Genomic DNA, 19,948 nt, shown 5'->3' on the forward strand with positions numbered 1-19,948 from the left:
TCATCTCCTTCGGTGGTAACGCCATTTCTGGATAGGTTGTAAATGTTCCGGCCGAGTTTTTAACCAGGTTAACGGGGCACGGATGAGGAAGTCTTTCCAATCCTCCAGAAAAAATGGAGCCACCGGTGCGAAATACGGCTGTTTTAGGGATGTCAGTGCATTTAAATGGGCAAGCATGCAATCCCCAAAATCCCCAGAAAAGCCGCTAGGAACAGAAAGATGAATTGGATAATTGTATTTGCTTTACTGACAAGATAGTTCGGAACTAAAAACGAAGCAATCGCGGATATTCCGACTAATACAATCAATACTTTACTGGCGAAACCCGCTTCTACTGCCGCCTGACCGATCACAATTCCGCCAATGACACCTAATGTCTGGCCTGTTTTTCTCGGCATTCGCAGGCTTGCTTCTTTACTGCTAATTGATTTCGCAGCCTACTAACTTATCATCAAGCTCCCTTTTCTACTAGTGGGGTTATGCGTTTTGCAATTAATTTATAGCCCTTTGTATTCGGGTGGAATTTATCTTTGTATAAATAGTCATTCACATTTGACTGAAACAAATCGAAGACTGGAACAAAAACAGTTTTATGATATTTATCTAACAATAGGCTTGTTTCGTAATTCCATTGCCTGACTACACGCGTTATCAAATCAGCATTATTCGTGTCGATAAGCGGATTATATAAACCAATGAAAAAAATTGGCGCTTGCGCATTCAGTGTTCTAAGCTCTGTTAAGATTTCCTGTAAATTAACGAGATATTGCTTCCTTAACTCATCCACCGTCTGTGTATTGAAGTTATTTATTGTTTTCCCTTCCTGGAACAAATCGTTTGCTCCGATCGTTATCAGGATCACATCCGCTCGCTTTACCTGCCGTTGTACCTTTTTTTGTTTTACTTGTTCCAACCATTGATCAGTACTCGATCCACTTATCGCCAAGTTTTGCAATGTGATCTTATCATTTGAACTTTCCTGCAGATGTTCGATTAAATAGCCTGTGTAACCCTGCCCTTTTGAATCGCCGAATCCTCGTGTCAGAGAGTCTCCAATCGCTAAAATATGTTTTCCATCCTCGTCTGCGGTTACCTCCGGCATATCCATACTAACTGACTCCTTTTCAGGATTTTGGATGGTCAAGCCAAAGCCGAACAGCAACAGGAGCAGACATATTCCTGAAAGCAGGGATACAGCTTGGATTAAATTCTTCCTCACCCAGATCGCCCCCTTTTCATTCTGCAAATAAAATACCCCTTCAGGCGGCAAGTAAACAAGCTTGAAGGGGTAAGTATGATAGATTGTTAATGACATCGTTGCAGGCACAGGTTCGGATCACTTGATAGTAGATTGGTTTTCGATTTTTCGAAAAAATATCCCATTCATTTTTCTTATTTCAAATTCTCCGTATTTCTTAGCTGCTTTGATTATTCCTCTCTCTGTCCCTGGAAGAAGATCATCACGTATTTGAGTAACTCTAATAGTGAAATTAGAGCAGCTGCAACATATGTTAAAGCGGCAGCATTTAACACCTTATTCACACCGTGCTCCTCATCGTTATAAATCATTCCTTCTGCGAGCATCAGCGTTTTCGCACGTGAGCTGGCGTTGAACTCAACCGGAAGGGTGATTAATTGGAACGCTACAACTGCGGAGAAAAAGAGAATTCCGAGCCCAATTAAGGATAGATTTTGAAATAAAAACCCACCTATTAATAAGAAAGGAGCGGCACCGGAAGTTAGATTGACAACTGGAAACATGCGATGGCGCAAAACTAAAGCTCCATAAGCTTCTTGATGTTGAATAGCATGACCAACCTCATGGGCGGCCACGGATACAGAAGCAATTGAGTTTCCATAGTAGACGCGCTCGGACAAACGAACGACACGGCTGCGCGGATCATAATGATCTGATAGTGTCCCTCGAACGACTTCAATCCGCACGTCATAAAGACCGTTCCGATCAAGAATCCTTCTTGCCACTTCAGCTCCGGTTAAATGTGCTCTCGTCCCAACCTGAGACCATTTATTAAAGTTTCCTTTTACTCTAAACTGGGCCCACACTGAAACTGCAAATGCTATCAGAATGAGAAAATCCATTGGATGAAAAAACATCATTTATTCCTCCCCTTTTTGATTATCTATCTCATATAAAAAGGCTTTTACCGCTATTGGTAAAAGCCATAAATAAAGACCTCTACCCCATGAAACATAAGATAAAGGTCTTGCTAACAACGTTAAGCTGCCAACAAAGCCGAGAGTCAAAACTCTGTAATGACGACTTTGCTGTAAAAGCTACTCCCCTTTAGGAGAAAATATTCGAGTTATTGTCTAAATTATATGAAATGCTGAATACTATGTCAAATGATTAGCTATAATCATCTTCCTTTTCGACATAAGGGTCATGTTCATATGCAGGGAGATCGCCGAACTTCGTCATGATTCCTTCTTCATCAAGCTGCTGTTCATAATCGTTATGTTGCTTATTATGCGGATAAACTGTAATGTTTTTCCCCTCAATATCGTTTCCAATAAAGTTTTCGTAATCTTCAACATAACCAATATTTTCGTTGTGCTCGTTGAATAAAGCATCCTGGTCTTCAGGAACATCGTAAAAATCAGACGGTGATGAAGAGTTTCCAAAAGCCGCTACTTCCTGCCATGTATCCTCCGCATCGAGAACAACATTCTCCTCTCGTTCATCTAAATCAAATCTTCCAAATGGAGGTCTAAGGACTTCTTCCTCGACAGGCCTGTCATCCGAAATCGTTCTGTCAGGCGTGTGTTCAATGCAAAAGGTTGTTTGTGGAATCGCTTCGAGACGTTCGATCGGTATTTCCTTACCGCAAACTTCACACAGTCCGTAGGTGCCATTCTCTATCGCCTGGATCGCTTTTTTGATATTGCCGAACTGATATTCCAAATGATCGTTCAGCGCAATATCTTTTTCCCTTTCAAACAGCTCGGTTCCTTCATCGCCTGGATGGTTATCATAAGCTGAAAGCTCAATCGATGTTTCGCGGTTCAGGTTACTTTTTAAATTAAAATGATCATTCGTTTTAAATTGCCACTCAATATCTTTCTTCGATTGTTCAAGATCTGCTTTTAGTGCCGCAATTTGGTCTTTTTCTAACAAAGTACACACCCCTTTCTTACTGATGTTTTCTTTATTATTCGTTAATAATCCTTCGTTGATTATAGGTAAAAAGTGTATATGACTTCGTATCTCTTTGCCATTTAATGGCTGGAATCATCGCTGAGCTCCCTGTAGAAAATAAGTTAAAGACATTCGAAGGAGGACGACATCGTGAAAAAAGACAACGAACAGAGCTCAGCGCTCGCAGGTAAATTTTACGAGGAAAAAGATTATCACCGCAATGATGAAGTGTCAATTGGACTGGCTACTACGCATGAACAAGTAAGCGATAATTATATGGGAGAAAGTGTCCCTCCACAAGGAGATCAGCCGCCAATTCCAAGAACCGGAAACAGGGGGGACGGGGAGAATACAATTTAATTTCATAAAAGACCTTGTCAGCCAGTTTCAAATTGTAGATATTTGTGTTGCTGAGTATACTTCTTCCTAAATTTAAGCAGGTTATTTTTTTCCTTTATCGAAAGAAATAGTAGGACTGTTTTAAAACGATTAGGAGGGATGTTGGATGGCAGAAAAATATCCGGTTTTAGAAGGAGCTGAACCCTTTTATTTTGAAGGAAACAAGGTCGGTATCTTAATTTCCCATGGATTCACTGGGTCAACCCAAAGCATGCGCCCGCTTGGAGAAGCATACGCGAAAGCTGGCTACACAGTTTGCGGGCCAAGGCTCAACGGACATGGAACCCACTATGAAGAAATGGAGACAACAACCTACGCGGATTGGATCGCATCCATCGAAGAAGGCTATCAGTGGCTCAAGGAGCGCTGCGACACCATTTTTGTCACTGGTTTGTCAATGGGCGGCACACTTACTTTATACTTGGCTGAAAAATACCCTGACATAAAAGGGATTATTGTGATCAATGCAGCGATTGAAATTCCCGATATGGAAGCCGTCCAACATGCAAATGTGCGATTTTTGGATGCAATTGGGTCGGATATTAAAAATCCAAACGTCAAAGAGCTTGCGTATGAAAAGACTCCGGTTAAATCAGTCCGGGAAATCGTGAAATTGATGGAAATTGTAAAAAATAAGCTCTCGCAAATAACATGTCCGGTATTGATATTTGTTTCGGAGGAGGATCATGTCGTTCCGCCCGGCAATTCGCAAATCATTTACGACCAGGTATCCTCCCCGGTTAAAAAAATGATCGAATTAAAAAACAGCTATCATGTCGCTACTCTTGATTATGATCAAGACGTAATTATTGACGAAACACTTGTATTTATTGATAAAGCGCTTAAGTAACTTGCTTTACTTTGGAGTAATCGAAAGAGCGGGAACAGCTTCGCTCTTTCCTCTTCCTTATTATTCCCTGATTTTTAAGCCCTGACAAAAATTGATTGCACATCAATTATTTTAAAGGAGTTGAAAATTCCTCGTGCACTACTTTACTATAATCACATCCACATTCCCTTTAATCTTTCCGTGCTTTGAAATGACATGAACAACAAATATACCTTCCCCAGGATAGTACTCCACATCAGAAACGGTAAAAGAATACTCAGAGTATCGACTGACATAGTCCTTGACGATATCTTTACTTTCAATCCGCGCTACAGGGTTCTCAGGATTTCCAGAGTTCGGAAGGAGCGGTTAATCAATGATTACCACTGAGAAATCAGGTATTGTCGAATTTAGAAATCAACGGGATATTATTGCTGACCGTAAAAAGAAAACTGAGCAAGAATACCGGGAATTACAAAAACGCGTAGGCAAGATCATTAATCATAACTACCAGCTTGTTCAAAGTTCAATATCTGACAAATAAAAAAGTGTATAAATCGAGGAAGCAAACTCTATGTATTGCTTCCTCTTTTATTTTTTTCGCAATAATTGATCGGCTCTTTTTCTTATTGATTCGTGCTCTGCTATGATCTCTTGTCTACGCTTTTCAAGTTTTTCTTTTCTATTTTCTAAATTGATTGGTTTTGCTACAGATTTAAAATCTATTAATTTTCCCATTATGTCACCTCATTTCAGATTCTGCCCTTATTTAATTTTATCATTCCATAAAAGATACAATAGCTGCTTAGAATTTAGAACAGAAATGTTAAAAACGAATTTAATCTTATTAAGTTTCAACTTTCAGCTTTGAGTACAAAACAGATCATTTTTTCTCAAAAAAGAGGACAAGGCTACCTAAGCAGCTTGTGAGAGACTTTTCAATTTGCTTTTTCCAATACAATACCTGCTTAATTTCAAATGAAATCACTTTCCCTATAATATGGCCTCCTCTGTTTTATTCATAAGAATGACCCTTGACCTCGTTAACGACAATGAACCGCTATATTAAAACGGCAGTTCACGGACTTTATAGTTTATTCCAAGTTCGTCATACCAACTATTTAAACCAGTCCACAAATTTTCACACAGCTGGTACACATGCTGCTTATCATCCAGCCTTCCTGCCATAATTGCCTGCGCAAGCTCGTTATATCCGGAAGGCTTCGACTTCAGCTTCATTGATTCCTCAAAAGTTCGCGCTCTGGTAGAGTAGTATTGCCTATTGGCCAGTCCGATCAGTTTGGCTGTTTGCCACGCTAAATCTAATGCAGCCAGAGGAAGATAATTAAAGTTTTTAGATTGATAATTATTTCGTATTTTGCCGATTGTTTCATACGGTTCCCAGATCATAAATTCCCGCATTGTTTCTTTAATGGCTGAGCTCGAAACCTGAAAGGGAAGTTGTTTGATTTCTTCAAATAAGTGATGCGGGTCATACACTGTAAGGATATGAATAAAGGAACCCGCTTTAATTGGCCATGAGTCACCAACCTGTTGCGCTTTTTTAAACATTTCATTTTTTTGAATAGTATCGATTTCTATTTTGAAGTCGCCGTAAATGAACTCATGACCTTTTATGTCAATTCCATCTTCTGTTATGACATGCATTTCGATATCCGAATATGGTCCGTCCTTTTCCTGGCCTATCGAGCCATATACACCGATAGCCAGTATGTCTTCCCCGTATTTGCTTAATAATCTTGCTTTTATGCTGCTGATCATTTCTATCTTTTCTTCTCTTGATGTATAGGCTGGATATGGAAGCATCGTATTCCCCCTTTCCTACATATTTCTTTTTCCGATGAAGTCTTTCCTTCAAAATTTTCATAAAAAAATATGTTTTCATCATGGAAATGTATATATTAAAAGGGTTTTAGCTATCGTCTAAAGAAATGAAAGTTTAGATAAAAGTGAAAGGAGTGGTATTGGTGTTTAAGGTCGGCAGCATTTTTATCCCAGTTACGGATATGGAAAAGTCAAAGAAGTGGTATGAAACGAACTTAGGGGTTATAAAAGTCGATGAATGGAAAGAGGAATTAGAACATCGAGTTGGGTACTTCAGCAGAGATCATGATCCAATACTATTTTAAAGAAGACAAAATCCCCTTGAAAGGGGATTTTGTGGGTGCTGCTACAGCTTAAAACACCTTTTTACTATCCCGTTCTTCTTTTAAGAGTTCAACCGCTTCACGGAAGCGTTGGGAATGGACAATTTCCCGTTCCCTTAAAAATCGTAAGCTATCATTTAAGTCCTCGTCATCCGACATATCAATAAGCCACTGGTATGTAGCTCTCGCCTTTTCTTCCGCGGCAATATCTTCATAAAGGTCCGCGATCGGGTCACCTTTTGCCTGAATATATGCAGCTGTAAATGGGACTCCTGCCGCATTATGATAAAATAAAGCAGAATCATGGTTGGCATAATGATCCCCAAGGCCAGCGTCTCTTAATTGCTCAGGTGTCGCATCTTTTGTCAGTTTATAAACCATTGTCGCAATCATCTCAAGATGGGCAAATTCCTCCGTGCCAATATCCGTGAGGAGGCCAATCACTTTGTCCGGGATCGTATAGCGCTGATTTAAATAGCGCAATGCCGCTGCCAATTCTCCGTCAGCACCCCCATACTGCTCGATTAAGTACCTAGCAAGCTTTGGATTACAAGTACTGACCTTTACCGGATATTGAAGTTTTTTTTCGTAAATCCACATCATTGTATCCTCCTTGTTATCCTATACTTGCCATGGCCACGGCCCTTTTCCCCAGCTCCAATTCGCATCCGTGTAGCTGTTTCCGAACTGCTGGAGGGGGCCAAACTTCGCCTCAAACGCCCTCTTCATCTGTTTACTGTATAGTGTGTACTGATTAAATTGCTGCATAGCCTGGTGATCTTCCTGATGTGTATCCAAATAAAGAGTCAATTCCACAAGCACAAAATCGACAGCCTGAATTTGTTCTAACGATTGATAATATTCACTAGGCAGCTGGTTCACTCTCGCTCCCTCCCTTTTGTTTCATACGGGTTATTGTAATAATCCCAAAAAACCGGCCATAAAGTTCCCTTTTTTAATGCTTCATGCGCGGAGAATTGTTGAAGATTGGCGGGCTGAAATCCCAGATAGAGCTGTGGAGGCGTCGAGTAAAATTTTACCCCGATAGGTCTGCAAGGGTCATATACGCTATGAAAGGGACGGTACGCTTTTAAGCGTGAAAACGTTTGTTTCTGTTGGTCAGTCAATCGATACACCTCTTTTCAAAATGTCCTTTTTACTGAACATATTCGCCGTCTGGTTGTCCTGATGACAGATAAATATATGCTAAAACAAAGTGGAGCCCGCGAAGCAAATATCCTTCCGTCAGTCTTCATTTCTTATGCAGATATCATCAGCCCAGTAGAAGTATAGAGAAAATGATTTTAGGGAAGCATACTCTAAAATTACGAAAGGAGATGATCTTGGTGACAAAAGAAAGAAAAGATGACGCTGCCTCTATTGGTGAGGAAATAGGTGAGCATGAACCAAAAGATTTAAATGGTCTCGACCCGGATCGGAGTCTTCTGTCTGTTAATTTTGCTACCACTGAAAATCCTTATTTTAGTGAACATCGAAACTTAGATTCTAAAGGGCAGTCTGAACCATGAATCTGCAATGGTCCGAATTAAACCGTCCAAGTCGTTGAATTTCTTGTAATCGTCAACATAACAACACCCCTCAAAGAAACAAGGGGTGTTTGTTCTAGGGATAAACCTATAATTTTCTTGGGTTAAATCTGATTAAAACCTGGCTATATTTTCATCCTTCTCTCCAATTTACCTAAACTGATGTCGGCCAGGATCGCGATGAGACAAGCTGGTATCGCCCCCACATATATGCGGATGTCATTGCGCGAGTTGATTCCGGAGAAGATTTCACGACCCAACCCGTCTCCCCCCACGAACGGGGCAAGTGTTGCTACGCCGACCGCGATGACAGCGGCTATACGCAAGCCGGCCATTATAAACGGCATCGCAAGCGGAAGCTGGACTTTTGTCAATAACTGAACATATGTCATACCGATCCCGCGCCCGGCTTCTGTGATCGAGGAATTCACCTGCTGGAGGCCTACATACGTATGGCGAATGATTGGCAAGAGCGAATAGAGAAACAGGGCCGCAACGACTGTATAAAATCCAAGGCCAAAATACAGCATAAGCAGAGCCAACATGGCTAAACTAGGGATAATTTGAATGATGTTGGCAATGGATAAAATAACAGGAGCAAGCTTTGAATAGCGGCTGCAGAGGATACCTAGGAAGGTTCCAACAATCAGAGCTGCTCCTACTCCGATGGCCACCATGAGCAAATGCTGACCGGTGTAAACAAGCAGGAGGTCAAAGTTTTCTGCCATGTAAGTAAATAGTTCTTGTAAAAACGTCATTTTTTCCACTCCGTCTATTTATTTAGGAGGCCTTTTTCTTTTAAAAATTCTCTTGCGACTTCCCGTTCATTGCGGTTGTTTATATCTACTTCATAATTAAGCCGGGTGATTGTTTCTTCATCTATCTCACCGACAAGCTCATTCATGATTTTTTCTAACTCCGGATTCTTTTCTAAAACCTCATTTCTGGCGACCATGGAAGCATCATAAGGAGGAAAAAAACGTTTGTCATCCTTTAATGTTTTTAAATCGAATTCTATCAGTCTCGGATCAGTGGAGTAGGCAAGAACGACATCCACCCTTTGATTGGCAACTGCTTCATATACGAGATTAATATCCATCGCATACGCGTTTTGAAAATCAAATCGATAATGTTTAATGAACGCCGGATAACCATCGTGTTTTCGTTCCTTCCATGACGAATCTACGCCAAATTCCATATCTGATTGAAACTCTTTTAAATCTGAAACGTTTTCGAGACCCTTTACTTTTGCTACATCTTCTCTGACAGTTAATGCATACGTATTTTCCCAGCCCAATGGATCAAACCATGTAAAATCATAGTATTTTTTGAAGCCTTCCTGTGCCTGTTGAAGTACAGATTCTCGATCAGTGGTTTGCTTAACAGGGAAAAAGTTATTAAAAATAATACCTGAATACATCAGTGCCATATCCAAATCATCCCGGCTCATCGAATTCAGGATCATCGGAGTTGACAGCAAATCGGGGATAATGTCTACGCTTATATCTGTTCGATCTTCAATCAGCTCTTTGTAAATGGCTGCCATGATTTTCGTTTCGGTGTATGTCGCTGCTCCAATTCGAATCGTGTCTTGGGAGCTGCAGGATGATAATAAACCGAGCGATAACATTAACACTGCAGCCCATACTTTTATCGGTTTTAACATATAGTCTCCTTGTTCTCTTTTCTTTTTTTAGGCCCGCGCTTGCTCTGCTTTTCTGCTGACAAAGCCGAGTACTGCATCGACAATCAGTGCTAAAATAATTGCACTGATCGTTCCTGTAAATATAAGAAAGTTATCGTTATTTGCCATCCCGCCAATAATTAAGTCACCTAGTCCCCCGGCCCCAATTAAAGCAGCCAAGGTGGTCCAGCTGATAATGTAGACGGTTGTGAGCCGAACGCCGGAAAGGATAAACGGAAACGCCAGTGGCAGTTCGATTTTCCATAATCGCTGCATCTGGCTAAAACCAATTCCCCGGGCGGCTTCGATCATGCTTTCATCGACCTCTTTAATACCGGAATAAGTGTTGCGGAGCAAAGGGAGAAGCGAATATAGAAATAGAGCAAAAACGGCCGGCTTTAATCCGATCCCGAAGAGTGGAATCAGCATCGCCAGCAGCGCTATCGTTGGCACTGTTTGAAAAATATTAATGATGCCGAACACCAGCGAAGTCAGCCGACCCTCTTTTAAACGGGTCAGAAAAATTCCTGTCGTGATCGCAACAAGACAGCCAAATAGAACGGCCAGAGCCACGATTGTCAGATGCTCCCCGGAGCGAGCCAGTATATCCGGGAACCGCTGCTGCAAGAAGCGCAAGTAATTTTGTAACAGTTCCATTTACATCACCTCATCATCGATCGGGAATACTTCTGCCATTAGGCGTACCATGCTGCCACGGGTGATGATCCCAACAAGCTTTTGTTCTGTTGTCACTACAGGCACGTAGGGAAGATTATGCTGGCCCATATAATCCAGGGCAACGGTAAAGGGGATATTTGGTTCAACAGTATATGTGAAAGGTTGCATTACGTCCTGTAACGTTTTCGTTTCGTCACGATACTGACCAAGAACATTTAAAATCGGGGCGTAGCCCAACAATTTTTTTCGATGGTCAACGATAATGAGCGAATCGACTCTCCGTTGTTCCATTATTTTTAAAGCCGCTGCCAGTCCGCGCTCTGGATAAGCCGTTGCCGGGTTATTTACCATCACTTCATTTACGGTTGGTATCTCCATCTGCTCCTTCAACCGGCTTTTCCCGATAAACTCTTTTACAAATTTATTTGCAGGGTGTCGCAAAATAAAATCCGGTGTGCCGACCTGGATAACCTCTCCACCCTTCATCAAAACGATATTGTCAGCAATTTTGATCGCTTCATCCATGTCATGAGTGACAAACACTATCGTCTTTTTCAAGTCCTCCTGGACATTCAGTAACTCATTTTGCAACTGTTCCCTGCTAATCGGATCCAAAGCACTAAACGGTTCATCCATTAGAATAATCTCCGGTTCAGCGGCAAGCGCCCGGATAACGCCAACCCGCTGTTGCTGTCCGCCACTAAGTTCGCGGGGTTTCCGGTTGCGGTAAATATCCGGGGCTAAATTAACCATCGAAAGTAGTTCATTTACCTTAGATTGCGTTTTATTTTCGTCCCATTTTAATAATCTCGGCACAGCCGCAACATTATCTGCGATTGTCATATGAGGAAACAACCCGATGCTTTGAATGACATAGCCTATTTTCCGGCGTAAAACGACTGCATTCATCTTTGAAACATCTTGATGATTGATATAGACCTGCCCTTCAGATGGTGCAATCAACCGATTGATCAATTTCATCGTTGTTGACTTTCCGCAGCCGCTCGGCCCGATAAAAACGTGTATTTTTCCTGCTTCCAATTCCAAATCAATATTTTTCAATGCTTCAAATCCATCATTGTATCTTTTCGATACATTTCTAAATCGTATCATGAATGTCCCCCATATCTAGCTAGTTAGTAACTTAGCTACTATTACCCTATTTGAAAAATATAAAACGACTAAATACCTATTTTGATTTTTCTTATTTTCAAGTTGCAGTATTGGAAAATCTGTCTGACATCGTTCTCCCGTGTTTGAACTGCGGCTTGCTGACAAGCATTATTGCCATCTATAATGCTTAGCATATGTATCCTGATTGTAATTGTATCTTCCATTGCGTCGGTCTATAAGAAAGCGCAAGCGCTCGAAAAAGCCAAAAAGGACCTCAGCAAAGGTCTGCCGATAATGATCCGGCAGACCTCTGTTATATACTCATTTGATTTTTCCAACTCCCAGATATTCTAATGCCTGTTGTACGGAAGCCATCTTCCTGGTTCCAGACAAATTGACACCAAGCTCTACCGCGGTTTGGGCAAGTTTCGGCCTTATTCCCGTAATAATTGCTTCGACTCCAAGCAACCCCATCACGGCACTAATTTTCAGCAGATAATCGGTTACAAGTTCATCAAAATTATATATACCAGAAAAATCAATAATTAAATATGTAATATGGCGTTTTTGAATTATTGATGGGAGAACTTCCAGCAACTGTTTGGCCCGATCCGAATCAATAGAACCAACGAGGGGCAGAACAGAAATCCCATCCAAAACCGGCACTATCGGGGCGGATACTTCATTAATTTCTCTTTTATGCTGCCTCTCTTCTTCTTTTCGTGTTGTGATATCTCTAAGAGTCGATTGCACTGCTCTTTTATCCCCGAATAAGACAGGATGGCAGTACAATTCAACTTCAACAGGTGTACCGTCCATCCTGAAAATCGTTTGCTCAATCAGTTCGCCGGACTTATTTTCTGTCATTGTCGTCTGTATTCTCTCTTTTATCGCAGGTTTAGCGTTCTCTTCAAAAATGTCCAATACACAGGCGCCAATCAATTCTTTTTTAGTGGCTCTTAGAAAATTCGCGCCAGATTGGTTTATATACAAAACTTTATTGTCAGCATGGATAATAATTGTTTCCACTGAGTACTCAATAATCTGGCGATATATTTGTTCATTTTCGAGAATGGTTTGATAGTCTTCACTTAAGGCGTCTTTTTTCAATCATTTCACTCCCTCTATCAAAAGCTAAAATTGTAGAATACCAATGTAGTAGATATAGATTTGCACCGATATCATTCAGTATGAATTGAAAAAATGGGATGGCTCCCGATTACCAAGCAACTCCCTTTTGTTTACCCTATTTGAATATGATTAAGCCTTATTAACAGAATTTACATGGTTTATTTTGAAAATTCTAGCTGTCTCGGCATAATTATTCCAGTGAAGTCCGAATGTGGTAATGGCACCGAGCTATTTAGCTCAATAACCATCAACCGGCTATTTATCGTTATCTTCTTTGCATGATATTTCATCAAATTCGACTATGTAATCGTCAACTTCTTAGCTATATCATCAACTCCGACTGTTTATCGTCAACTCTTGAGATATATCTTCAACTTCGACTAGTTTATCGTCAACTTCGGCTGGTTTATCGTCAACTTTCCAAGATATCTCATCGGCTTCTTTGACTAGTATACGTCCACTGCCACTTTACACCATCAACTTGTAAGTCGGCTATGTGAACAAATAGCGTAGATAGCAACATCCTCCAGATTTTCCGTCTAAATATAGGGTGTACTACAAATCCATCGGGCGGTCATATGCATTTGGGAGCACGCGAACTGAAATAGAGTAAGTCAGTGGAAGTTACATAAAATACCGAATTTACGAACAGAATTCGAAATTTACCGAGCGGAACTCGAAATTTACGAGCTGAATTCGGGATTTACGAGCGGAACTCCGGATTTACGAGCGGAATTCCAAATTTACCGAGCGGAACTCGGGATTTACATTTGCACCTTCATCCTGAACTTTGTAAAGGAGCTTGGAATCCAAGCTCCTGTTGTAATGCTAATGGTTGCTAAGTATTTGATAGCCAAAATTATTGTGGCAGTGTCCCATTTGCGGCCTGGATCATCGCAGGATTCATGCCGGCTCCTGCCTGATTTGCTAATGCTGCTTGATTCATAGCCGCCCCTGCCTGATTTGCTAATGCTGCTTGATTCATAGCCGCCCCTGCCTGGTTTGCTAATGCTGCTTGGTTCATAGCCGTCCCTGCCTGATTCACAGCTGCCCCGGCCCCATTTAAGTTGTCACCCGCAGCAGCGGATTGTCCAGCGTTAGTATATTCCTGGTTGCCACCGTACAAAACGCTGTCAGCTGCACTTGCATTCAATTCGGCTCCCGCGTCGGATCCAGCGGCTCCGGTTGAATTAGCATATCGCTGTGCTCCATCGCCTTCTCCGGAATAACCCGCGTTAGGCATTGGCTGTCCTGGCTGTCCGTTTTGAGCGTTTTGTCCGTTTTGTCCGTTTTGTCCAGCTTGTGCTTGTCCTTGTCCGTTTTGTCCTGTTCGTCCGAAGTATTGAGTCTCAAGAGATTGATCAGCTGGCTGATATCGGTGAAGGAATGTTTTCGCCGTGTGGTTTCTCATCTCTGGTACCTGATATATACCAGCCTCATTCATAAATAAGAAAACTTCATAAGCTTGGTTTGCACAGTTTACAGAACAGTTGATCAATAACTGGCGAAGGTTTGGATCGGCACTTTCCAGAGCTGCCCACATAGAATTTCTCGCAGCATTTTTATGGGCAAGCAACATTGCAGTAGCGATCTCTCCATCACTGTCGACAGCACCCCACTGAGGGATATATAGCGGTGGATTGTTCAAGCCGTATTTAATCTGCTGCGGATCGATCCCTCTTATGTTCGTATTTGGGGGAATCGGAGAAAATCCTCGATAATCGTGCGTGTATGCCACGACCTCATTATAAGAGCGGATCTCTTCTTGCTGGTGGCGAACGATCATGTCCAGCAATCGCGGATTCCTAGTTTGTGTAGCATACATGTTAAAATGCAGGATCATATTGAATTTTTCGAGTAAACACTCATGTACTTCCATTGTTTCATGCGCGCCGTAAGGCATGGGGATCACTCCTTTGGTTTTTTACTAACAAAGACTAATATTTCCCTTTACCTGGCAATTATGCATGGAATTTTTACTTTATTGGACGTAAATAGTAAACACAGCTTGTGACATTTTAATACCCAAAAATATCCCCCCTGATAAAACTGTATAATCTTTTATAGTTCTTTTTAACATAATGTTAACATTTTTGTTAAATTGGCTATCATACTTGCTAAGAAGGAGAATTGGTCTATAGATTCCCATTTTATTTTTTAAGCATAATAAAAACCGCTTTAATTACCAACAAAGCGGTTTTTTTAAAACATGGATTTGGCAAAGCAAAGTCATAAAAAATCATCCAGTTTTCATCTTACTATTCAATTGATCAATCCAATTACGCATAAGACTGTAGTACTTGGGCAGTTTTCCAAAGATTTCAATCGACAGTTCTTCATTATAAGTGTGTACAGTCAGATTACGGTCATCTACCATTTTCAAACTGAGTATTGTTTCTTCTTCAGAAAATGTGCCCACTTCATGAAAAGAACGCATAACACCTTTGGGCGATCCAATATCCAGACCCTCAATATCATATAAAAATTGCTTTCCTGCTTTCCAGCAAGCTTCAAAGCTAAACTCAAACCTTTGAATTGCTGCATCACGTTCAATACTGGAAGGAGTTTCGATTTGTATTACTTCATGAAACGCTTTTAATGCTTTGTTTGCGAGCTGGAGCCGTTCGAGTAATCTCTCCATAAAATTCCCTCTCTCTCCACTTTTTCTTTAAAAACAGGAGCTGCTTTTGATAGATCAACTAAATCAACTTTATAGGGTAACGTTGATTCTTCTATTCTTTCCCGAAGTTCTATCCATTTTACAGCTGGAATCTCTTCTTTTGATTGAAGAGCAATGTCTATATCGGAAGTTCGCTTTTCTTCTTTACGGGCCCATGAACCAAAAAGATATACATTCACAGATATATCACTCATTGTTTTAAAGATTATACCTTTAAGTAAATCCAAATTCCGATCTCTCTGCGATTTCTGATAATCCATGAGGCTCATCCCCTTCAATTAATTCTTTACTTATTTTCATTATAAAACTTATATCCAAAAAATTCATATGCTTTTAAGATGAATATTTCCATACTAACTCTAGGAAATCTCAACTCTTAGGCATCAACCTTTCAAAATTAACTCCTTATTGTTTTTTATTGTAGTAAGCCGCGCAAATGAGCCCAAAATAAGTTGGTGCTTCATAAGAACGGAACTCAACAACACGTTCGTTCTCTGAAATGGCTCCAGCCAGGATTAATGTTTGCCAGATGCCATCGGGTTTGGCTGCCTCGATAAAGTTTGGCTTTTTTCATTTCTTCTCCGAGCTTGATCATATTCCTTCGAGGTTAATCCCATCCGTTCCGGCAAAGTGCCTTTTAACTCGGGGATGATCTCACCGCCGTGAGGAGCGATGCATGCAAAAATAAATGGAATCATTGTTACCCCGTCCTTTTTAAATGTGATATGTAACTAGTTAGCCATATACAGAAAAAATCCTTTCTGAACCCCATTAAAAATTCAATCTTGAACATTACAGAGGACTGCCATTCAAGTATAAACACCATTCATTCGTGGAAAATTCTCCATTTACCACGACGTCCATTGATTTCCTTATGCCCGCTTTGTATTCCCTCATTTATGTAGGAACATAATAAATGAGTGCACTCAAGAATAGCCAAGCATACAAGGACTAAATCTTAACAAAGCAGGTGTCTCAAATTGCAATTATCACCGCGAATTTATCACTCATTTGTTCGGCCAAAATGGATAACAAAAGTATATATTCAGAACAAGCTTCAACGGCAATTTGATTTTACGGATAAAAAAGTTCTCGATTTTGGAGCGGGTACCGGGGCGAACTGTACCTTGTTTTCACCTGTTCATTATTTTGGGATTGACCCTGATACACACAGGATAAACTTTGCCAAACGATTTTACGCGAAATACCGATTTGAAGCGTTTGAGGGGCATAAACTTCCCGTGGACGACAATAGCTTTGATTTTGTTTTAATCATCGCTGTCCTCCACCATATTCCTCCAGAAGCGATCGAAAACTACATCAAGGAATTCAAACGAATATTGAAACCAGAGGGAAAAGTTGTCGTGATCGAACCTTGCTTTTTTGAAAAGTCCCCGATCAGCAATTGGTTTATGAGGTCTAATGATAAAGGCGATTACATTCAAAAGGAAGAAGATTACCTGAATTACTTTACGAAGGAAAATTTCAAATGCAACGTATTAAACAGGTTTAAAAAATGCTTTGTTTATAATGAACTTTATTTTACAGCGTTACTTTAGCTTGCTTGTTTCAGCAATTGCTCCGCCCGCTTTTTCCTGCATTGCAACAAAATAAACAAAAAAGAACAGGCTCTAACGTCAATGCAAACGTTAGAGCCTGATCTTGTGTTGGCCGATATATTCCTTCCCGGTTCCAGAACGAAGAAGTGTGCCGACCATGAGGGAAATAATTCATTATTCTCACCTGATGTAGTTCAAGTTAAGTTCTCTCTAATAGTAAATTTTCATATTCAAGATAAAAACGGCCCAAGTTACCCTTGTTCTTGTATTTCCATGGCTTATTCTTACCGCAATAGTGGATAAAAACGGTGTTGGTTTGGATCCATTGTAAGTCCCTTTTGTTATTGATAATTAATTTGCTTAACTGATAATATCTTGCTTCATAGTTAAAGCGATAACAATCGACAGGAATCACTTTATCCCAATACAGTGCATTCAGTACATCCTGATCAGGTAAAATGAGTTTTCGCTTATTTTTTTTAATATATTGGAAAACATTGCCCAGGATTACTTCGTTTCTAAGTGAGTGCAGGTTCATCAAAAGAACACCGGTATTAAAGTATCCGTGTGCACGGGGTGTGTTTAACCGAAGTTTATTGAATGCACGGGTGATGTGTGAGAAATGCTTATGTTCTGAAGCAACAAAATAAGAATCCCCAAATTCCGTCCAATATAATTCGGATATTGAATTAATGACAACAATATCGGGATCAAGGTAGAGTATTCGCTGCAAATGATTCGGCAATACTTTGTGGGCAGCTAGACGATAATACATTTCAATTGTAAAGTGGCGAAAAGTTGGCAGCCCTGCAAACAACTTTGGGTCAATGGGAGTAGGATGGAGTTTATGCCCTTCTGATTCTACATAATCTTTCAATTCTTTCAGCTGTTGATCCAATATATTTGAGTACACAATGTAAATAGAAAAACTTTCTTTTCCGTTATTCACAAATAGTGATTTTAGCATCACCTTCAAAGGATGAATGTAATGTTCATTGCATGTGACAAGAATATTCATGATAAGATACACACCTTAACGATATTTATAATCTAATCCGAACATGCTACACAAAAAATTCACAAACGTTTCCTTTCTTATTATTGAGTCATAGGTTTAGGCATCGGAATTATTTCAGCCCTTCTTGCAAGCGTACATTGCATAAAGCATATCTTTAATTGAAAAACGAACAATTATGTAAAATTAGACAGTACTATCAGTCATATGGAATTCTTCTGCTGTGGTTAAGACAATCTCATTCGTTTTTCGGTTTAGCTAAGCTAAATACATTGATTTACTCACGTGAATTATTTTTTCTAATCCAGACAGAAATATTCCCAGTATAAATCACGTCTTCACTTATCTGCTTCGCTTCTAGCAATACAGAAGAGTAGTAGCCTTGGAAAGAGATGGCAGCCAAATAGCATAAACATAGCAAGCTTTTTTCTGCCCAGATTTCGATAATAGCCCTGAGGGATTCATCTAACATATCGATTAAATGTGCTCTCATCGTGCCCGAAAAGCTTGCACTGTTTTAGCCTCCTTGACTATACTGCTAATAAATAATCGATCTTTCCCTGCTTTTTTTGATACCAAAAATAAATCTTAAGCTACCTGCATACCACGATTTTATCCGGCCTAATTCTTTCAATTAAGTTCGCAAGCGAATGGAATTAGAATTAAGCGAAATACTATCGTTGACATTTGTTCAGGAGGCTTATTTATGAGTTTTGATGCAATTATTGCATTAAGTATCTTTCTTATCATTTATGCTTTTATTATTTCCGAAAAAATTCATCGAACTATTATTGCCCTGGTTGGCGGTTTATTGATGATTTACTTTGGCATCCTTGATCAGGAATCTGCCCTTCACCATATTGATTTTAATACGTTGGGTCTATTAATCGGAATGATGATTATAGTAAACATTACGTCACTTACAGGATTATTTGGATACATCGCCATCTGGTCAGCGAAAAAAGTAAAAGGACATCCCATCAGAATTCTTATCGTGTTTAGCCTGGTAACCGCTATTTCGTCTGCGTTTTTAGACAATGTTACGACAGTTCTATTAGTCGTACCAGTTACTTTAAACATTACTTCTTTATTAAAAGTTAACCCAATTCCATTCCTCATTTCTGAAATATTAGCCGCAAATATTGGCGGGACAGCTACGATGATCGGGGACCCACCGAATATCATGATCGGCAGTGCAGTAGAAGAATTAACGTTCCTGTCATTTATTGAAAACTTGGCTTTGATTTCTTTGATCATTTTAATAGTAACCGTGTTTTTATTCTCAATAATCTATCGAAAACGATTAACGACCACACAGGAATTGAAGAACCGCTTACTTGAGAAAGATGAAAAATCTGAAATAAAAGATAAAAAATTATTAATAAAGTGCTTGTTTATCATTGCTGTAACGATTGGCGGGTTTTTCCTCCATCAATTTATTGAAATACAAACTGCAACGATTGCTTTAGCCGGAGCGTTCCTTTTACTTTTGATTACCGGGGACAAGTATTTGGATCGAGCCCTGGAAAAAGTAGAATGGACGACGATATTTTTTTTCATTGGTTTGTTTGTTATCGTTGGCGGGCTGGTTGAGACGGGGCTAATATCAGCTTTAGCCAGAAAAGCCTTATTCTTGACTGGCGGGGAATTGAAAACGACTACACTTCTCATATTATGGATGAGTGCTCTCCTGTCAGCATTTGTTGACAATATCCCGTTTGTAGCAACTATGATTCCAATGATTAAAGAAATGGGTGAAATGGGTATAAATGATTTGGAACCATTGTGGTGGAGTCTTGCCCTTGGTGCTTGTTTGGGGGGCAACGGCACACTAATTGGCTCAAGCGCCAATTTAGTTGTAGCTGGATTAGCTGCAAAAGAAGGACATCCTATTGCTTTTGGTAAATATTTAATTGTTGGATTTCCTTTTATGATCCTTTCCATCCTCATCTCAACAATTTATATATATCTCCGATATTTAATGTGAA

The 19,948-nt window shown here is 40.1% G+C and carries 25 protein-coding genes and 1 pseudogene; 7 read left to right on the top strand and 19 right to left on the bottom strand.

Annotated elements, in window-relative coordinates:
• The 4 genes and pseudogenes from CU635_RS10825 to CU635_RS10840 form a co-directional block, all read right to left on the bottom strand.
• Positions 1-416: pseudogene (locus tag CU635_RS10825) on the bottom strand (spore germination protein); the annotation flags it as partial.
• A 35-nt stretch (positions 417-451) separates the two neighbouring features.
• Positions 452-1,219, bottom strand: coding sequence for a GDSL-type esterase/lipase family protein (locus CU635_RS10830; protein WP_180956523.1), 768 nt, complete (start codon positions 1,217-1,219; stop codon positions 452-454).
• 209 nt (positions 1,220-1,428) lie between these two features.
• Complete coding sequence (locus CU635_RS10835; protein ID WP_101577379.1) at positions 1,429-2,115, bottom strand: zinc metallopeptidase; 687 nt, start codon at positions 2,113-2,115, stop codon at positions 1,429-1,431.
• 253 nt (positions 2,116-2,368) lie between these two features.
• Entirely contained in the window at positions 2,369-3,136 is a 768-nt protein-coding gene (locus tag CU635_RS10840; protein ID WP_101577380.1) for a TraR/DksA C4-type zinc finger protein, read from the bottom strand.
• 171 nt (positions 3,137-3,307) lie between these two features.
• Here CU635_RS10840 and CU635_RS10845 point away from each other — a divergent pair, with 171 nt between their 5' ends.
• From CU635_RS10845 to CU635_RS23320, 3 genes are all read left to right on the top strand, one after another.
• Complete coding sequence (locus tag CU635_RS10845) at positions 3,308-3,517, top strand: YozQ family protein (protein WP_245917409.1); 210 nt, start codon at positions 3,308-3,310, stop codon at positions 3,515-3,517.
• Positions 3,518-3,662: 145 nt separating this feature from the next.
• The gene (locus CU635_RS10850) at positions 3,663-4,406 is read left to right on the top strand and encodes an alpha/beta hydrolase (RefSeq protein ID WP_101577382.1); all 744 of its coding nucleotides are present in this window, start codon (positions 3,663-3,665) and stop codon (positions 4,404-4,406) included.
• Between the two features lie 355 nt (positions 4,407-4,761).
• Positions 4,762-4,929, top strand: a complete 168-nt coding sequence (locus CU635_RS23320; RefSeq protein ID WP_180955452.1) for a hypothetical protein — start codon at positions 4,762-4,764, stop codon at positions 4,927-4,929.
• A 47-nt stretch (positions 4,930-4,976) separates the two neighbouring features.
• Here CU635_RS23320 and CU635_RS23325 read toward each other — a convergent pair whose 3' ends face one another.
• Positions 4,977-5,123: a hypothetical protein gene (locus tag CU635_RS23325; protein WP_180955450.1), complete on the bottom strand. Its 147-nt coding sequence runs from the start codon at positions 5,121-5,123 to the stop codon at positions 4,977-4,979.
• 327 nt (positions 5,124-5,450) lie between these two features.
• Complete coding sequence (locus CU635_RS10855; protein ID WP_101577383.1) at positions 5,451-6,212, bottom strand: kanamycin nucleotidyltransferase C-terminal domain-containing protein; 762 nt, start codon at positions 6,210-6,212, stop codon at positions 5,451-5,453.
• A 161-nt stretch (positions 6,213-6,373) separates the two neighbouring features.
• Between CU635_RS10855 and CU635_RS10860 the strand changes: the two genes are divergently transcribed.
• Positions 6,374-6,535: a VOC family protein gene (locus tag CU635_RS10860; protein WP_245917411.1), complete on the top strand. Its 162-nt coding sequence runs from the start codon at positions 6,374-6,376 to the stop codon at positions 6,533-6,535.
• 48 nt (positions 6,536-6,583) lie between these two features.
• Here the strand turns inward: CU635_RS10860 and cotJC are convergent, their stop codons facing one another.
• The 3 genes from cotJC to CU635_RS10875 are packed head-to-tail and all read right to left on the bottom strand — an operon-like array spanning position 6,584 to position 7,680.
• Positions 6,584-7,153 (bottom strand): spore coat protein CotJC, encoded by a 570-nt coding sequence (gene cotJC / locus CU635_RS10865; protein WP_101577384.1) that lies wholly within the window; start codon positions 7,151-7,153, stop codon positions 6,584-6,586.
• Positions 7,154-7,174: 21 nt separating this feature from the next.
• Positions 7,175-7,435, bottom strand: coding sequence for a spore coat protein CotJB (locus CU635_RS10870; RefSeq protein ID WP_101577385.1), 261 nt, complete (start codon positions 7,433-7,435; stop codon positions 7,175-7,177).
• Entirely contained in the window at positions 7,432-7,680 is a 249-nt protein-coding gene (locus tag CU635_RS10875; RefSeq protein WP_101577386.1) for a spore coat associated protein CotJA, read from the bottom strand. The genes CU635_RS10870 and CU635_RS10875 overlap by 4 nt, the downstream gene beginning before the upstream one ends.
• A 219-nt stretch (positions 7,681-7,899) precedes the next feature.
• Between CU635_RS10875 and CU635_RS10880 the strand changes: the two genes are divergently transcribed.
• Complete coding sequence (locus tag CU635_RS10880; protein ID WP_125929021.1) at positions 7,900-8,082, top strand: hypothetical protein; 183 nt, start codon at positions 7,900-7,902, stop codon at positions 8,080-8,082.
• Between the two features lie 143 nt (positions 8,083-8,225).
• Here the strand turns inward: CU635_RS10880 and CU635_RS10885 are convergent, their stop codons facing one another.
• From CU635_RS10885 to CU635_RS10925, 9 genes are all read right to left on the bottom strand, one after another.
• Positions 8,226-8,858 carry an ABC transporter permease gene (locus CU635_RS10885; RefSeq protein ID WP_101577388.1) on the bottom strand — a complete coding sequence of 211 codons (633 nt, stop codon included), beginning with the start codon at positions 8,856-8,858 and terminating at the stop codon, positions 8,226-8,228.
• A gap of 14 nt (positions 8,859-8,872) precedes the next feature.
• Positions 8,873-9,766 carry a glycine betaine ABC transporter substrate-binding protein gene (locus CU635_RS10890; RefSeq protein WP_101577389.1) on the bottom strand — a complete coding sequence of 298 codons (894 nt, stop codon included), beginning with the start codon at positions 9,764-9,766 and terminating at the stop codon, positions 8,873-8,875.
• Positions 9,767-9,793: 27 nt separating this feature from the next.
• Positions 9,794-10,441, bottom strand: a complete 648-nt coding sequence (locus CU635_RS10895; RefSeq protein WP_101577390.1) for an ABC transporter permease — start codon at positions 10,439-10,441, stop codon at positions 9,794-9,796.
• On the bottom strand, positions 10,442-11,575 hold the full coding sequence (locus tag CU635_RS10900; RefSeq protein WP_101577391.1) for an ABC transporter ATP-binding protein: 1,134 nt from the start codon (positions 11,573-11,575) through the stop codon (positions 10,442-10,444).
• Positions 11,576-11,896: 321 nt separating this feature from the next.
• Positions 11,897-12,685 carry a PAS domain S-box protein gene (locus tag CU635_RS10905; protein WP_245917414.1) on the bottom strand — a complete coding sequence of 263 codons (789 nt, stop codon included), beginning with the start codon at positions 12,683-12,685 and terminating at the stop codon, positions 11,897-11,899.
• Positions 12,686-13,565: 880 nt separating this feature from the next.
• Complete coding sequence (locus tag CU635_RS10910; protein ID WP_101577392.1) at positions 13,566-14,609, bottom strand: spore coat protein; 1,044 nt, start codon at positions 14,607-14,609, stop codon at positions 13,566-13,568.
• A gap of 336 nt (positions 14,610-14,945) precedes the next feature.
• Positions 14,946-15,347: an HI0074 family nucleotidyltransferase substrate-binding subunit gene (locus CU635_RS10915; protein ID WP_101577393.1), complete on the bottom strand. Its 402-nt coding sequence runs from the start codon at positions 15,345-15,347 to the stop codon at positions 14,946-14,948.
• A complete protein-coding gene (gene mntA / locus CU635_RS10920) occupies positions 15,302-15,646 on the bottom strand; it encodes a type VII toxin-antitoxin system MntA family adenylyltransferase antitoxin (RefSeq protein WP_219619897.1) in 345 nt (114 codons plus the stop codon). Before mntA ends, CU635_RS10915 begins: the two co-directional genes overlap by 46 nt.
• Positions 15,647-15,901: 255 nt before the next feature.
• Positions 15,902-16,084: a hypothetical protein gene (locus CU635_RS10925; RefSeq protein WP_101577395.1), complete on the bottom strand. Its 183-nt coding sequence runs from the start codon at positions 16,082-16,084 to the stop codon at positions 15,902-15,904.
• Positions 16,085-16,366: 282 nt separating this feature from the next.
• Here CU635_RS10925 and CU635_RS10930 point away from each other — a divergent pair, with 282 nt between their 5' ends.
• Positions 16,367-16,945, top strand: a complete 579-nt coding sequence (locus CU635_RS10930; protein WP_101577396.1) for a class I SAM-dependent methyltransferase — start codon at positions 16,367-16,369, stop codon at positions 16,943-16,945.
• Positions 16,946-17,144: 199 nt separating this feature from the next.
• Here CU635_RS10930 and CU635_RS10935 read toward each other — a convergent pair whose 3' ends face one another.
• Complete coding sequence (locus CU635_RS10935) at positions 17,145-17,966, bottom strand: glycosyltransferase family 8 protein (RefSeq protein WP_101577468.1); 822 nt, start codon at positions 17,964-17,966, stop codon at positions 17,145-17,147.
• Positions 17,967-18,666: 700 nt separating this feature from the next.
• Here CU635_RS10935 and CU635_RS10945 point away from each other — a divergent pair.
• Entirely contained in the window at positions 18,667-19,947 is a 1,281-nt protein-coding gene (locus CU635_RS10945; protein ID WP_101577398.1) for an ArsB/NhaD family transporter, read from the top strand.
• The last annotated feature ends 1 nt before the right edge of the window (position 19,948 follow it).

Origin of the sequence: Bacillus canaveralius, from assembly GCF_002860125.1 — a bacterium.
In the GTDB taxonomy this organism is placed as follows: domain Bacteria; phylum Bacillota; class Bacilli; order Bacillales; family Cytobacillaceae; genus Bacillus_BJ; species Bacillus_BJ canaveralius.